Source organism: Massilia sp. CFBP 13721, from assembly GCF_014842025.1.
Taxonomy (GTDB): Bacteria; Pseudomonadota; Gammaproteobacteria; order Burkholderiales; family Burkholderiaceae_D; genus Telluria.
In genome coordinates this window covers 1-13,878 of sequence record NZ_JACYUY010000046.1, presented here as the reverse complement: position 1 = coordinate 13,878, position 13,878 = coordinate 1, and the positions used below count along the sequence as shown (strand labels likewise).

The following is a 13,878-nucleotide window of genomic DNA, read 5'->3' as shown; positions in this document are numbered from 1 at the left end:
TTCAATCTGAGCCAGGATCAAACTCTTCAGTTTAATCTCTGTTTGTTGACACTTTCGTGTCACCCTTATTACTAAGGGGTCGCTCACTCAAGATACTGACCGTCACCTCATTGCTGAGACAACGCTTAATACTTTTGTGAACATTTGATAATTTAAGTAATCAGCTGAACTAGTCAGCTGGCACCTTCATCAAACGCCCACACTTATCGACTGTTAATTTTTAAAGAACTTTATTCGGTACTGTCTTGCTGTATTCTGCGAATCGTTTTGTTCGTCAGCAGCAGAGGAAGAAGAGTATGAAGCAATTTCTGATTCGCGTCAACTTCTTTTTTGCTACACCGCAAATCACTGCGGCTCCTGTTGTTGCTTCAACTACTTGATTTCGTTGTCGTTTTCAGCAGGAGGCGAATTATAGTCGGGCGATCGGTACCTTGCAAGACCCTTCTCGTGTGCTATCTTTCCGGCGCCTCTTCCATACATATAGAACGACAACAATGAAGACTCCTGCCGTCATTCCGACTGCGCATGCCGCCCTCTCCCTGGCCCTGTCCCAGGCAATCGACAACAAAACGAAACCGCTGGGCAGCCTGGGCCGCCTGGAAGAACTGGCGCGCCAGATCAGCCTGATCCAGGCGACGACGCAACCGCGTCTGGACGCGCCCGCCATCCTGGTGTTTGCGGGCGACCATGGGGTCGTCGCCGAAGGTGTCTCCGCCTATCCGCAGGAGGTCACCTGGCAGATGGTCGAGAACTTCCTCGCCGGTGGCGCCGCAATCAATGTCTTCGCGAACCAGAATGGCTGCACGATCCAGGTCGTCGACGCCGGAGTCAACCATGACTTCGGCCCGCGGTACAACCTGGTCGACCGCAAAGTCGCCAGGGGTACCCGCAACTTCGCCGAGGAGGCGGCGATGTCGCAAGACGAATGCAGGAGGGCGATGGAGCACGGCATGGCATTGATGCGCGACCTGCCCGGCAATGTCGTCGGTTTCGGCGAGATGGGTATTGGTAATACGACGGCGGCGGCAGCGCTCATGCACAAGCTGACGGACCTGCCGCTGGCCGAATGCGTCGGCGCCGGTACCGGCCTGGCGCCCGCCAGTATCTCCCGCAAGGAGGCGGTACTCGCCGCGGCCATGCGTACCCATGCGCAGGCAAGCGTGCCGCTCGAGGTACTCGCTACCTTCGGCGGCTTCGAGATCGCGATGATGACGGGCGCCATGCTGGAGGCGGCTGCGCTGCGCAAGGTGCTGCTGATCGACGGTTTCATCGTCACCAGCGCACTGCTGGTTGCGGCCAAACTGCAGCCGGCCATCCTCGACTACTGCGTGTTCGCCCATTGTTCGAGCGAGCAGGGCCACCGGCGCATGCTCGACCATCTCGGCGCCCGGCCTCTGCTCCAGCTCGACCTGCGCCTGGGCGAAGGCACCGGCGCCGCACTGGCCCTGCCGCTGCTGCATGCGGCCGTCAACTTCTTGACCACAATGGCCACCTTCGATTCGGCCCGGGTCAGCACGCAGGCGTCATAAGCGATGCAGCAGCTACGCCTGTTTTTCATCGCCCTGCAGTTCTTCACGCGGCTGCCAATCCCGCGCTGGGTCGGCTTCCAGCCGGCTTGGCTGCACCAGTCGTCGCGCTACTTTCCCCTGGTCGGCGGCGTCGTCGCCGCCATCGCGGCCGGCGTCTACTGGCTGGCGGCCTTCTTTTTCCCGGCGCCGGTCGCTGCGGTGCTATCGACCGCGGCGTCGATCTACATCACCGGTGCATTTCACGAAGACGGTTTCGCCGACACCTGCGACGGCTTCGGTGGCGGCTTCAGCCCCGAGCGCGTGCTCGAGATCATGAAGGACTCGCGCGTCGGCGCTTATGGCGCCATCGGCATCGTCTGCATGCTGGGCGCCAAATGCACGGCACTGGCGATGCTGCCGCCAGTGAGCGCCATCGCCGCCCTGTTCCTGGCGCACCCCTTGTCGCGCCTGGCGGCGACTTCCCTTATCTGGCGCATGGCGTATGCGCGTGCCGAGGGCAAGGCCAAGCCGATGGCGCAGCAGATGCGTGGCAGCGAGTTCGGTATCGCCGCCCTGACCGCCCTGCTGCCCGCTGCCGTGTTGCTGCCGATGGGGGCGGTTTCGCCCGCCGTCGTCGGCGCCAGTCTTCTGGCGGCCGCTCTTGCCGCACTGTGGCTGGCACGCCTGTTCGGGCGCCGGATCGGCGGTTACACCGGCGACTGCCTGGGCGCGGTTCAGCAGCTGGCCGAAGTCGCCGTGTACCTGACGGTGCTGGCCAGCCTGGGCCATGGCGCTCTTGCCTGAAGCCTTGAGCCTGAAGCTTGGAGCCTGACCCTATGCGCCTGCTACTGGTCCGCCATCCGCGCCCTGCCATCGCGCCCGGCCTGTGTTATGGCAGCACGGACGTCGCAGCCCTGCCTGCCGACACCCAGCGCATCCATGCGGCGCTATGCGCAGCCGGTCTGCCGGGCAGCTTGCCCGTGCATGCCAGTCCCCTGCGCCGCTGCGCCGACCTGGCGCGTCTGCTGGCCGGAGACGCGGTAACCTACGACGCGCACCTGGCCGAGATGGATTTCGGCAGTTGGGAGCTGCGCAGCTGGGACGACATCGGCCGCAGCGAGGTCGACGCCTGGAACGCCGACCTGCTGCATTACCGCCCCGGCGGCGGCGAAAACGTGCTGCAGGTGGCGCAGCGCGTGGCTGCGTTCGATGCGTCCCTGCGCGCCGCCGGCCATGCCGACGCGCTGGTCGTCTGCCACGCCGGGACCATCCGTTTGCTGGCCGCGCTGCGGGACAGCGTGCCGCTGGAACAGGCTGCGCTCAGGGCGGCAGCAACGCCCCACCACATCGATTACGGCGAAATCCTTGTACTAAACGATTAACAGCGCCGTATAATTGCGGCGTTTTGGTGCTCGCGCCTGTGTTCACAGGCGCAGTTAAACGGGAAACACGACGCTCTTCGCCGAGCCAACGTGTGCTGCCCCCGCAACGGTAAGCAAGTACCGCGTTCACGCGGCCAACCGTCTCCCCAGACCACTGTGCGTTTGCATGGGAAGGTCAGACGGCTTCACTTGCCAGCCCGGATACCGGCCAAAAGGTGGACGCGCGCCATGCCATGCAGGCGCGCTTCCGTTCAATCTGGCCTACGGGGACGTGGGCTGGTTGTCCAACTCGTAGACCATCATGCACTTTCACGTTTCACGGCAAGCGGCCGTTTCGTCGCTCGCCCTTGCCATGGCCGCGCCCTGCGCGCTCGCCGACACCACGCCTGTCGATACCGTTCTCGTCACCGCCGCCCGCATTCCGCAGCGCGCGCAGGACGTCATCGCCAGCACCACCATCATCCACGCCGAAGAAATCGCCCGCAGCGGCGCCGGGTCGATTGCAGATGTCCTGGCGCGCCAGCCGGGCATCGAGATCGCTCGCAACGGCAGCGCCGGCGCCAGCACCAGCGTGTTCCTGCGCGGCGCCAACAGCAACGGCGTCGTCGTGCTGCTCGACGGCGTGCGCATCGGTTCCTCGACCGCCGGCAGCGCCAGCTGGAACGCGGTACCGCTCGACGCGATCGACCGCATCGAGATCGTCTACGGGCCGCTGAGCACCTTCTACGGCGCCGACGCGATCGGCGGCGTGATCCAGATCTTTACGCGCAAGGGCGAAGCCGGCTTCGCCGCGGTGGCAGCGATCGGCGCCGGCAGCGAGGCCACGCGCCAGGCGCGCGCGCAGCTGTCGGGCGCAAGCAGCGGCGACCACGCCGTCAGCTATGCGATCGGCGCCGGCTACGAAGAATCGGACGGCTTCTCCGCCACCAAACCGGGCGCCTTCGGCTTTAACCCGGACGACGACGGCTACCGCCGTAGCAGCGCCAGCGGCCGCATCGCCTTCGCCCTGGCGCCGGGCCACGAGATCGGCGGCCAGTTCCTGAATAGCCGCCTGCGCGCCCAGTACGACAGCGGCGCCGGCAGCTACGACGTGCACAACCGCCAGGACCTGGACACGGTCGCCGCCTTCATGAGCAACCAGTTCCTGCCCAACTGGCGCAGCACCGTGCAACTGGCGCGTTCGAACGACAAGCTGGGCAGCTTTACCAGCGCCGCGGCCAGCGGCGCCAGCCAGATCGACACGCGCCAGGACGAATTCACCTGGCAGAACACGCTCACCCTGGGTCGCGACACCTTGCAGCTGCTGTATGGCCACCGCAAGGAAAGCGTCGAATCGAGCGCGACCGCCGCCCTCGGCCGCGAACGCATCACCAACTCGTATGCCGCCGCCTATGCCCTGCGCCGCGCCGGCCACCTGTTCGACCTCAGCGCGCGCCAGGACCGGTCGCACTACGGCGCGAAGAATACCGGCGCCGCCGGCTACGGCTACGAGTTCACACCCGGCCTGCGCGCCACCGCCAGTGTCGGCACCAGTTTCCGCGCGCCGACCTTCAACGAGCTGTACTACCCCGGCTACGGCGTACCGACCAACCAGCCCGAGCGCGGCCGCAACGCCGAACTGGGCCTGCGTTACGACCGCGCCGGCGTCCAGTTTGACGCCACCTTGTTCCGCAACCGCCTGCGCGACATGATCGTCTCGGCCACGCCTTGTCCGGACAACCGCGACGGCCGCACCGGCAGCTGCGCCTACAACGTGGCCTCGGCGACGCTCGAAGGCGTGTCGCTGGCGGCGAGCACGCGCCTCGGTGCGCTGCGCCTGCGCGGCAGCCTCGACTGGCAAGACCCGCGCGACAACACCACGAACAAACGCCTGGCGCGGCGCGCGCGCGAACACGGCAGCTTCCAGGCCGACTACACGCTGGGTGCGTTCGAGACGGGCGCCGAGTGGCAAGTCTCGGGCGAACGTTTCGACGACGCCGCCAACCTGCGCCGGCTCGGTGGCTACGGTCTGCTCAACCTGTACGCCACCTGGCGCATCGATGCCGACTGGTCGCTGCTGGCGCGCGTGAACAACACGCTCGATAAACGCTATGAGCTGGCGCGCAACTACGGGACCGCCGAACGCAGCTGGTTCGCGGGCCTGCGCTACGGCATCCGCTAACACCGCCGGGCCGTGAACACCGTCATCTTCCCCACACGCCGGCGCGCGCTGCTGGTCACCGGCAGCATGCTGCTGCTGGCCCTCGCCTGCATGCTGTATGCGGGCATGACCGGATCGATCCCGGTGGCGGTGGGCGAGGTGCCGGCGGCGCTGGGCCAGCTGCTCGACGGCCGGCCGCAGTCGCTGGCCGCCTCGCTGCTGGAACTGCGCACCGGCCGCGCGGTCGTCGCATTCGCCACCGGCGGCGCGCTGGCCCTGGCCGGGGTGCTGATGCAGGCGCTGCTGCGCAATCCGCTGGCCGACCCGTATGTCCTCGGGATCTCGGCCGGCGCCTCGGTCGGCGCCGTCGGTGCGCTGCTGCTGATGACGGCGGCGGCGACCGTCGACCTGGCCGCCCTGTGCGGCGCGGTGGCGGTGTCGATGCTGCTCTACCTGCTGGCGCGGCGCGACCTGCGCGGCGGCGCCAGTGGCGAGGGTGGCTCCTCGATGCTGCTGCTGACCGGCGTGATCGTGTCCTCGTTGTGCATGGCGCTGGTCACCCTGATGCTGTCGATCGCGCCCGAAAGCCGTTTGCGCAGCATGGTGTTCTGGATGATCGGCGACCTGGCAGGCGCGCCGGTACGCGTGCTGCCCTGGCTGGTACTGGGCGGCGCGCTGCTGTTCGCCGGGCGCTCTGCGCGCGCCATGAATGTGATGGCCCTGCATGCCGAAAGCGCGGTCACGCTCGGTGTGCGCGTCGGCGCCCTGCGCAAGGGCCTGTTCCTGGTCTCCGGCCTGCTGACCGCCAGCGCCGTCACCAGCGCCGGCTCGGTCGGCTTCGTCGGCCTGATCGTGCCGCATGCCTGCCGCTTCGCCTTCGGCCCCGACCATCGGGTGCTGGTGCCGGCCGCGGTGCTGGCCGGCGGCAGCTTCCTGGTGCTGTGCGATACGCTGGCGCGCACCGTCGTTGCCCCGCACCAGCTGCCGGTGGGCGCCGTCACCGCCATCATCGGCGCGCCCGTCTTCCTGTATCAACTGCATCGCCTGCGCCGCGACTGACCCCGCCCTTCCGGAGAATCCACATGAACGAACTCACATTTGAACAAACCGCCGCCCTGAACGAACGCCATCGCGTGCGCATGGAACGCAAGAAGGCGATCATCGACGAACGCATCGCCGCCGCCGATAAACAGATCGGCATCCTGATCGTCAACACCGGCAACGGCAAAGGAAAAAGTTCGAGCGGCTTCGGCATGGTCGCGCGTGCGCTCGGCCATGGCATGCGCGTCGGCGTGGTCCAGTTCATCAAGGGCGCGCTGGCCACCGGCGAAGAGCAGTTCCTGCGCCGTTTCCCGGACGAGGTCAGCTTCCATGCAATGGGTGAAGGCTATACCTGGGAAACCCAGAACCGCGAACGCGACATCGAAAAAGCGCTGCTCGCATGGGAACAGGCCAAACGCTTCCTGCAGGATCCATCCATCGGGCTGGTGGTGCTCGACGAGCTGAACATCGCCCTCAAATACCGCTACCTCGACGTGCACACGGTGATCGGCGACCTGCTCGAGCGCCCGCCGATGCAGCACGTGGTCATCACCGGACGCGGGGCGCCGCCGGAGCTCATCGCAGTCGCCGACACGGTCACCGAAATGAACGTGGTCAAGCACGCGTTCGCCGCCGGCATCGCCGCGCAGGCCGGGACCGAGTGGTGAGCGCGCGCGCCGTCCTGATCGCGGCCATGGCCTCGGGCCAGGGCAAGACCAGCGTCACCGCGGCGCTGGCGCGCAGCCTGGCGCGCGCCGGCCAGCGCGTGCGCGTCTTCAAGTGCGGACCCGACTTCATCGACCCGATGCTGCTCGAGCGCGCCTGCGGCGCGCCGGTGCACACGCTCGATTTGTGGATGGTCGGACTGGACGAGTGCCGGCGCCGCCTGCGCGAAGCGGCATTGGAAGCCGACGCGGTGCTGGTCGAAGGCGTGATGGGCCTCTACGACGGCAACCCGTCGGCGGCCGACCTGGCGCGCGCCTTCGACATTCCCGTGCTGGCGGTAATCGATGCCGCGGCGATGGCGCAAACGGCCGGCGCCGTCGCCCGTGGACTGCGTGACTATGGCCCGGTGCAACTGGCGGGCGTCGTCGCCAACCGCATCGCCAGCACTGGCCATGCGCAAATGGTGGCGCAATCGCTGCGCGACATTCCCCTGCTCGGCACCCTGCCGCGCCAGGCCGCGGCGCTGCCCGAACGCCACCTGGGACTGGTGCTGCCGCACGAGTTGCCGCAGCTGGACGCCCTGCTCGATGCGCTGGCCGATGCGCTGCAGCTCGACGATGCCGCCTGGCAGGCGCTGCCGGTATTCGACGCCGGTGGCGAGGGCCTGTCAGCGCCGGCGCTGCCGCTGCTGCTGGCTGGACGCACGATCGCCATCGCACGCGATGCCGCGTTCAGCTTCCTGTATCCCGCCAACCTCGACACGTTGCGCGCACTCGGGGCGCAACTCGTGTTCTTCTCGCCGCTGGCCGACGAAGCGCTGCCCGCAGGTGCCGACGCCGTCTGGCTGCCGGGCGGCTATCCCGAACTGCATGCGCGGGCCCTGGCCGGCGCCGGGCGCTGGCGCGCGTCGATCGGCGCCGCGTTTGCGGCCGACCTGCCGATCTTCGCCGAATGCGGCGGCATGATGGCGCTGGCAGGAGAGTTGACCGATCCCGACGGTGCACGCTGGCCCATGGCGGGCTTGCTGCCGGGGGTGGTGTGCATGGGAGCGCGCCTGGCCGGACTCGGCGCGCAGGCATTGACGACGCCGGCCGGCATCCTGCGCGGCCATACCTTTCACTATTCGCGCTTCGAGACGCCACTGGCGCCGGCGACGCACACGGTCCGCCATCCATCCGGTACGCAGGGCGAAGCCGTCTACCGCGCCGGGGCACTGACGGCTTCCTACTTCCACGCCTACTTTCCTTCCCATCCGGAAGCGGCAGCAAGCCTGTTCACGACGGGAGCGGCATGGCCTGCACCCTGATCCTTGGCGGCGCCCGTTCGGGCAAAAGCGTCCTGGCCGAACGGCTGGCGCAGGAATCCGGCCGTGAAGTGAGCTACATCGCGACGGCGCAGGCACGCGACGGCGAAATGCGCGCGCGCGTACAGCACCACCGCGCACGCCGTCCCGCCGCTTGGCAGACGGTCGAGGAACCCCTGCTGCTGGCCGACGCGGTGCAGCGCGCCTGCACGGCCGGACGCCTGGTGCTGGTCGACTGCCTGACGCTGTGGCTGACCAACCTGATGCTCGATGGTGCGAGCGACGTTCCCGATGTCGGTGAATTCGCGCTGCCGCCCGCATTCGACGCCCAGCGCACCGCCCTGCTCGCCCTGCTGGACGCCGGCTTGCCAGGCGACCTGCTGCTGGTATCGAATGAAGTCGGCATGGGCATCGTGCCGCTGGGTGCGCTGGCGCGCCGCTTCGCCGACGAAGCCGGGCGCCTGAACCAGGCGGTGGCGGCGCGCGCCGAACGCGTGATCCTGGTCGCGGCCGGGCTGCCGCTGACGCTGAAAGGGGCGCCGTGCTAAGCGGCCTGTCTCCGGTGCAGCTGGCCTGGCTGCTGGCGGCCGGCGTCGCCCTCGACCTGCTGCTCGGGGAAGCGCGGCGCTGGCATCCGCTGGTGGGATTTGGCCGCATGGCGTCGCTGATCGAGCGCCGTTTCAACCATGGTGCCTGGCCCCTGCCGCGCGGCGCCGGCGCCTGGGCCCTGGCGGTGCTGCCGGCGAGCGCGCTGGCCTGGTGGCTGGCTGAAATGAACCTGGCCGTGCATGCACTGCTGCTGTATTTCAGCCTGGGCCTGCGCAGCCTGCGCGACCACACGCTGCCGATCTTCGCCGCACTCGGAGCCGGCGACCTGGCTGCGGCGCGCAAGCTCACCGCGCGCATCGTCAGCCGCGACACCTCGCATGAAGATGCGTCAGGCCTGGCGCGCGCCGGCGCCGAGTCGCTGCTCGAAAACGGCAACGACGCCGTCTTCGGCACCCTGTTCTGGTTCTTGGTCGCAGGCGGCGCCGGCGCGCTGCTGTTCCGGCTGGCGAATACGCTCGATGCGATGTGGGGCTACCGCAGCGAACGTTTTAACTTGTTCGGCCGCCCGGCGGCACGCATCGACGACGTGCTGAACTACCTGCCGGCACGCCTGACCGCATTGACTTACGTGCTGTTGGCGCCGCGCGGCGGGCACCGACGCGCTTGGGCCTGCTGGCGGCGGCAAGCGCCGGCCTGGAGCAGCCCGAACGCGGGGCCGGTGATGGCCAGCGGTGCCGGTGCGCTCGGCATCGCGCTCGGCGGACCGGCCACCTACGGCGGCGCGATCGAACTACGTCCGCCGCTGGGTGCGGGCGCGACAGCAGCGCCGGCCGACATCGTGCGCGCCTGGCGCCTGGTGCTGCGCTCGACCCTGCTCTGGGTCGCGCTGGCCGGCGTCTTCGCACTGTCAGGGGCATTCGACCATGCTTGAACACGGCGGCAACCTGCGCCAAGCCGCGCAGAGGTATGGACACGACGACTGGATCGATCTCTCGACCGGGATCAACCCCTGGGGCTATCCGGTTCCCGCGCTCGCAGCGGATGCCTGGCACCGATTGCCGGAAGCGGATCCGGCGCTGGCGCTGGCGGCCTGCCGCTACTATCGCGCGCCGGCATTGCTGCCGGTGGCTGGCACCCAGGCCGCGATCCAGGCGCTGCCGCGCTTGCGCCCGCCTTCGTGCGTGACGGTGGCGGCGCCATCGTATGCCGAGCATGCGCACCACTGGGGGCGGCACGGCCATACCCAGCGCCAGGTTGCCTATGCCGCGCTCGAGGGCGCCATCGACGCCAGCGACGTGGTCGTGGTCTGCAATCCGAACAATCCGACCGGCACGACGATTCCGGCGGCGCAGTTGCGCGACTGGGCGGCGCGCCTGGGCGCGCGCGGTGGCTGGCTGGTGGTCGACGAAGCCTTTGGCGACACGGCGCCGGCCCTGAGCGTGGCCGCGCATGCGCAGCAGCCGGGACTGATCGTGTTGCGCTCCGTCGGCAAATTCTTCGGCCTGGCCGGCCTGCGCCTGGGTTTCGTCGCGGCCGAAAACGCGCTGCTGGCGCGGCTGGCCGAGCTGCTCGGGCCCTGGGCGGTGAGCGGCCCGGCGCAGTCGATCGCGCTGGCGGCGCTGACCGACCACGCCTGGCAGGCGGCGACGCAAACGCGCCTGCACGTGGCCGGCGCACGGATGTGCGGCCTGCTCGGCGCGCACGGCATCGCTGCCGCCGGCACGCCGCTGTTTCACTGGTGGCAGGAAGATCGGCCGGAGGCGTTTCACGCGCACCTGGCGCAGCGCGGCATCTGGTGCCGCTTGTTTACGGAAGCGGCGCGCGGCATCCGGCTCGGACTGCCCGCGCATGAAGAAGACTGGCAACGCCTGGCGCGCGCCCTGGAAGAATGGAGAGAACGATGACACGATGGACCTGGCTGATCTGCCTGGGATTTGCGGGCACGGCATCGGCCGTGACGGTGCGTGACGACGCCGGCAATGCGATCACGCTGCGCACGCCGGCATTGCGCGTGATTTCGATGGCGCCGCACGTGACCGAATTGCTGTTCGCGGCCGGCGGCGGCGAGCGCATCGTCGGCGCGGTGGATTACAGCGATTATCCGGAAGCGGCGAATAAAATCCCGCGCATCGGCTCGAACCGCCAGGTCGACATCGAGCGCGTGATGGCGATGAAGCCCGACCTGATCGTGGCCTGGATGCACGGCAGTTCCGAGCGCCAGATCGACATGGTCAAGAAACTCGGCGTCCCCGTCTATCACAGCGACCCGCAAACCCTGGCCGGCATTCCCGACAACCTGGAGCGCCTGGCGGCGCTGATGGGCACGAGCGACACCGCGCGCCCGGTGGCCGCCGCCCTGCGCAGCAAGCTGGCGGCGCTGCGCGCCACCTATGCCGGACGCGCGCCAGTACGCACCTTTTACCAGGTCTGGGACAAGCCGCTGTATACGCTCAACGGCCGCCACATCGTCACCGATGCCTTGCGCCTGTGCGGCGGCGAAAACATTTTCGACAAGCTGGCGGTCATCGCCCCCGTGGTGACGGTCGAGAGCGTGCTGGAAGCCGACCCGGAAGCGGTGTTCGGTTCCGCCGAAAAGAACTACGGCGGCGTGAACCTGTGGCGCCAGTACCCGACCATGACGGCGGTGCGCAACGGGAACCTGTTCACGGTCGACGGCAACCTGCTCAACCGCGCCGGACCGCGCATGATCCAGGGCGCGCAAGCGATGTGCGAAAAGCTCGACGAGGCGCGCAGGCACCGCCGATGAGCCGCTTCCCTTTCAAGACGCTGATGGTGCAGGGCACGACCTCGGATGCCGGCAAAAGCACGGTGGTGGCAGCGCTGTGCCGCCTGCTCAAGCGTGAAGGTGTGCGCGTGGCGCCGTTCAAGCCGCAGAACATGGCGCTCAACAGCGCGGTGACGGCGGATGGCGGCGAGATCGGCCGCGCCCAGGCGCTGCAGGCGATCGCCGCCGGCGTCGACGCGCACACCGACATGAACCCGGTGCTGCTGAAACCGTCGAGCGACACCGGTGCCCAAGTGATCATCCACGGCCACGTGCGCAGCGAGATGAATGCGCGCGACTACCACCAGTACAAGACGGTGGCGATGGGGGCGGTGCTCGAATCGCACGCGCGCCTGTGCGCGCAGTACGAGGCGGTCGTGGTCGAAGGCGCCGGCAGCCCGGCCGAGATCAACCTGCGCGAGCGCGACATCGCCAACATGGGCTTTGCCGAAGCGGTCGACTGTCCCGTCATCCTGGTGGCGGACATCGACCGCGGCGGCGTGTTCGCGCACATCGTCGGCACGCTTGCCTGCCTGTCCGCGAGCGAGCGTGCGCGCATCGCCGGCTTCGTCATCAACCGCTTCCGCGGCGACATCGCGCTGCTCGAGCCAGGCCTGGACTGGCTCGAACGCGAAACCGGCAAGCCGGTGCTGGCGGTGCTGCCCTACCTGCATGGCCTCTATCTCGACGCCGAAGACGCGGTGCAGCCGATGCGGGCCGGGCACGGCAGTTTTCGCATCGTCGTGCCAAGCCTGCCGCGCATGAGCAACCATACCGACTTCGATGCGCTGCGCGTGCATCCCGACATCGACCTGCGTTTTGTACGTGCAGGCGAGGCCATTCCCGGCGCCGACCTGATCATCCTCCCGGGCAGCAAGCACACGCGCGCCGACCTGGCCTGGCTGCGCGCGCAAGGGTGGGAAGCGGCGATCGCGCGCCACCTGCGCTACGGCGGCAAGCTGCTCGGCATCTGCGGCGGCTTCCAGATGCTGGGCAGCCGGATCAGCGATCCGCACGGTGTCGAAGGCAGTGCCGGTACGTCGGAAGGACTCGGGCTGCTGGCGCTGACGACGACCATGGGCTTGAACAAGCAGCTGCGCCAGGTAACGGGCATCTGTGCTTTCGACGGCAGCGGCGCGCAGGTCAGCGGCTACGAGATTCACATGGGCGCATCCGCAGGTGCGGCGCTGGCGGCACCCGCCTTTTGTATCGGCGGCCGGATGGATGGCGCCCGTTCGGCCGACGACCAGGTCATGGGAACCTATCTGCACGGCTTGTTCGACCATCCCGATGCCTGCGCCGCCCTGTTGCGCTGGGCGGGGCTGTGCAGTGAACAGCGTGTCGACACGGCAGCCCTGCGCGAAACGAGCCTGGACCGGATTGCCGATGCGGCCCAGCCCCTGTTCGATCAGCTATGCCTGTTGAGAGATCAATAGAAAATATCTATTGATATGCTTGGATCAATTCATTTTACGGCGGAGATGAGAATGACTATCATTTGTTCCTGAGTGAAGAAACAGGAGCAGTCATGGTATCCGCAGCAAAAAAGATCAGCCAGGTCCTTACCCACATGGCCATTGCCTATGCCTTGGCCTATACGGTGACCGGGTCTGCCGTCTTCAGTGGCCTGGCCGTGCTGGTCGAACCGGTGATCAATGTCTTGCTGCTACCCTTTCACGAAGCGGCATAGGCCAGGCGCCGCGCCGCGGCACGCGATGCGCGGGCACGTTACCTGGCGTTGGCTGGGGAAAAGCTCAGCCAGACCGGGCTGCACGCGGGCGTCGCCTTTGGCGTCATGTATGTGGCAACAGGATCGGCGGCGATGGGCGGTATCGCGGCGCTGCTTGAACCTGTCTGCAACGTGCTGGTGCTGCCGCTGCACGACCGCCTGTGGGATAACCTGGCGCGTAGCGGGCACGCCGGCCTGGATACGGCGCGGGCCTGAAGCTGGCCGGGCCTATCGCCACATCAAGTAGGGCAATATGCACCACGCAACCAGCACGATGGTCCATTGAAGCCGAGCGCGGCACTGGTCCAGAGCCATAGCATCTTCGTCAGCGCTACCTTGCCCTTGTCGCTGCTTCGAATGTCGGCAGGGATCGTAAGGCGCGCGATCAGCGTAGAAATGGTGTTTGCGATGGAATGTGGAATAGCGCAGCTGAGCCGTCGAAAAAACAGCCCAAAGCAAAAAGCCCACCAGTTTTAACTGGTGGGCTTCGCTTTATAACTAGCCTGACGATAACCTACTTTCACACTGGTTGCAGCACTATCATCGGCGCAAAGTCGTTTCACGGTCCTGTTCGGGATGGGAAGGGGTGGGACTGACTTGCTATGGTCATCAGGCATGACTTGTACGAGGCGTTGTCGATGTCGACAGCGTCTCAGAATCTGGAAGAAGTAAAGTTCAGGTAGTGTCTGTCACAACAAACAGCGCTGTATTCTTATTGCTATAACCTGCCAAGGTTATAGGGACAAGCCGTACGGGCAATTAGTACTGGTTAGCT

General features: G+C 67.2%; 14 protein-coding genes, 1 rRNA gene and 1 riboswitch. Of the genes, 14 read left to right on the top strand and 1 reads right to left on the bottom strand.

Going from position 1 to position 13,878, the window contains the following annotated elements:
• The first annotated feature begins 494 nt into the window (after window positions 1-494).
• The 14 genes from cobT to IFT60_RS26715 all read left to right on the top strand — a co-directional run bounded on the left by cobT (window position 495) and on the right by IFT60_RS26715 (window position 13,319).
• On the top strand, window positions 495-1,529 hold the full coding sequence (cobT, locus tag IFT60_RS25850; protein ID WP_192056968.1) for a nicotinate-nucleotide--dimethylbenzimidazole phosphoribosyltransferase: 1,035 nt from the start codon (window positions 495-497) through the stop codon (window positions 1,527-1,529).
• Window positions 1,530-1,532: 3 nt separating this feature from the next.
• Window positions 1,533-2,312 (top strand): adenosylcobinamide-GDP ribazoletransferase, encoded by a 780-nt coding sequence (locus IFT60_RS25845; protein WP_192056967.1) that lies wholly within the window; start codon window positions 1,533-1,535, stop codon window positions 2,310-2,312.
• Between the two features lie 32 nt (window positions 2,313-2,344).
• Window positions 2,345-2,890: a histidine phosphatase family protein gene (locus IFT60_RS25840; protein ID WP_192056966.1), complete on the top strand. Its 546-nt coding sequence runs from the start codon at window positions 2,345-2,347 to the stop codon at window positions 2,888-2,890.
• A gap of 7 nt (window positions 2,891-2,897) precedes the next feature.
• A riboswitch (cobalamin riboswitch) is annotated at window positions 2,898-3,117 on the top strand.
• Between the two features lie 74 nt (window positions 3,118-3,191).
• Window positions 3,192-5,051: a TonB-dependent receptor domain-containing protein gene (locus IFT60_RS25835; protein WP_192056965.1), complete on the top strand. Its 1,860-nt coding sequence runs from the start codon at window positions 3,192-3,194 to the stop codon at window positions 5,049-5,051.
• A gap of 66 nt (window positions 5,052-5,117) precedes the next feature.
• Window positions 5,118-6,089, top strand: a complete 972-nt coding sequence (locus IFT60_RS25830; protein WP_192056969.1) for a FecCD family ABC transporter permease — start codon at window positions 5,118-5,120, stop codon at window positions 6,087-6,089.
• Window positions 6,090-6,112: 23 nt separating this feature from the next.
• Window positions 6,113-6,739, top strand: coding sequence for a cob(I)yrinic acid a,c-diamide adenosyltransferase (gene cobO / locus IFT60_RS25825; RefSeq protein ID WP_192056964.1), 627 nt, complete (start codon window positions 6,113-6,115; stop codon window positions 6,737-6,739).
• Window positions 6,740-6,765: 26 nt separating this feature from the next.
• Window positions 6,766-8,043, top strand: coding sequence for a cobyrinic acid a,c-diamide synthase CobB (locus tag IFT60_RS25820; protein WP_229511217.1), 1,278 nt, complete (start codon window positions 6,766-6,768; stop codon window positions 8,041-8,043).
• On the top strand, window positions 8,028-8,588 hold the full coding sequence (gene cobU, locus IFT60_RS25815) for a bifunctional adenosylcobinamide kinase/adenosylcobinamide-phosphate guanylyltransferase (RefSeq protein ID WP_192056962.1): 561 nt from the start codon (window positions 8,028-8,030) through the stop codon (window positions 8,586-8,588). The genes IFT60_RS25820 and cobU overlap by 16 nt, the downstream gene beginning before the upstream one ends.
• Window positions 8,582-9,520: a CobD/CbiB family cobalamin biosynthesis protein gene (locus tag IFT60_RS25810; RefSeq protein ID WP_192056961.1), complete on the top strand. Its 939-nt coding sequence runs from the start codon at window positions 8,582-8,584 to the stop codon at window positions 9,518-9,520. The genes cobU and IFT60_RS25810 overlap by 7 nt, the downstream gene beginning before the upstream one ends.
• Complete coding sequence (cobD, locus tag IFT60_RS25805) at window positions 9,513-10,493, top strand: threonine-phosphate decarboxylase CobD (protein ID WP_192056960.1); 981 nt, start codon at window positions 9,513-9,515, stop codon at window positions 10,491-10,493. Before IFT60_RS25810 ends, cobD begins: the two co-directional genes overlap by 8 nt.
• Window positions 10,490-11,356, top strand: coding sequence for a cobalamin-binding protein (locus IFT60_RS25800; protein ID WP_192056959.1), 867 nt, complete (start codon window positions 10,490-10,492; stop codon window positions 11,354-11,356). The genes cobD and IFT60_RS25800 overlap by 4 nt, the downstream gene beginning before the upstream one ends.
• Window positions 11,353-12,810 (top strand): cobyric acid synthase, encoded by a 1,458-nt coding sequence (locus IFT60_RS25795; protein ID WP_192056958.1) that lies wholly within the window; start codon window positions 11,353-11,355, stop codon window positions 12,808-12,810. Before IFT60_RS25800 ends, IFT60_RS25795 begins: the two co-directional genes overlap by 4 nt.
• A gap of 92 nt (window positions 12,811-12,902) precedes the next feature.
• Complete coding sequence (locus tag IFT60_RS26720) at window positions 12,903-13,064, top strand: DUF2061 domain-containing protein (protein WP_229511216.1); 162 nt, start codon at window positions 12,903-12,905, stop codon at window positions 13,062-13,064.
• A 48-nt stretch (window positions 13,065-13,112) separates the two neighbouring features.
• Window positions 13,113-13,319 carry a DUF2061 domain-containing protein gene (locus IFT60_RS26715; RefSeq protein WP_229511215.1) on the top strand — a complete coding sequence of 69 codons (207 nt, stop codon included), beginning with the start codon at window positions 13,113-13,115 and terminating at the stop codon, window positions 13,317-13,319.
• A 285-nt stretch (window positions 13,320-13,604) separates the two neighbouring features.
• On the opposite strand, the gene rrf is transcribed toward IFT60_RS26715, so the two are convergent.
• Window positions 13,605-13,717, bottom strand: a 5S ribosomal RNA gene (rrf, locus tag IFT60_RS25785).
• Window positions 13,718-13,878 lie beyond the last annotated feature (161 nt).

Excerpts from the sequence above, each read along its gene's own strand:
- IFT60_RS25830 (WP_192056969.1), top strand. The coding sequence starts at position 5,118 with ATGCTGCTGCTGGCCCTCGCCTGCATGCTGTATGCGGGCATGACCGGA.
- IFT60_RS25820 (WP_229511217.1), top strand. The coding sequence starts at position 6,766 with ATGGCCTCGGGCCAGGGCAAGACCAGCGTCACCGCGGCGCTGGCGCGC.
- IFT60_RS25800 (WP_192056959.1), top strand. The coding sequence starts at position 10,490 with ATGACACGATGGACCTGGCTGATCTGCCTGGGATTTGCGGGCACGGCA.
- IFT60_RS26720 (WP_229511216.1), top strand. The coding sequence starts at position 12,903 with ATGGTATCCGCAGCAAAAAAGATCAGCCAGGTCCTTACCCACATGGCC.
- cobO (WP_192056964.1), top strand. The coding sequence starts at position 6,113 with ATGAACGAACTCACATTTGAACAAACCGCCGCCCTGAACGAACGCCAT.
- IFT60_RS25835 (WP_192056965.1), top strand. The coding sequence starts at position 3,192 with ATGCACTTTCACGTTTCACGGCAAGCGGCCGTTTCGTCGCTCGCCCTT.
- cobU (WP_192056962.1), top strand. The coding sequence starts at position 8,028 with ATGGCCTGCACCCTGATCCTTGGCGGCGCCCGTTCGGGCAAAAGCGTC.
- IFT60_RS25840 (WP_192056966.1), top strand. The coding sequence starts at position 2,345 with ATGCGCCTGCTACTGGTCCGCCATCCGCGCCCTGCCATCGCGCCCGGC.
- IFT60_RS25845 (WP_192056967.1), top strand. The coding sequence starts at position 1,533 with ATGCAGCAGCTACGCCTGTTTTTCATCGCCCTGCAGTTCTTCACGCGG.
- cobD (WP_192056960.1), top strand. The coding sequence starts at position 9,513 with ATGCTTGAACACGGCGGCAACCTGCGCCAAGCCGCGCAGAGGTATGGA.
- cobT (WP_192056968.1), top strand. The coding sequence starts at position 495 with ATGAAGACTCCTGCCGTCATTCCGACTGCGCATGCCGCCCTCTCCCTG.
- IFT60_RS25795 (WP_192056958.1), top strand. The coding sequence starts at position 11,353 with ATGAGCCGCTTCCCTTTCAAGACGCTGATGGTGCAGGGCACGACCTCG.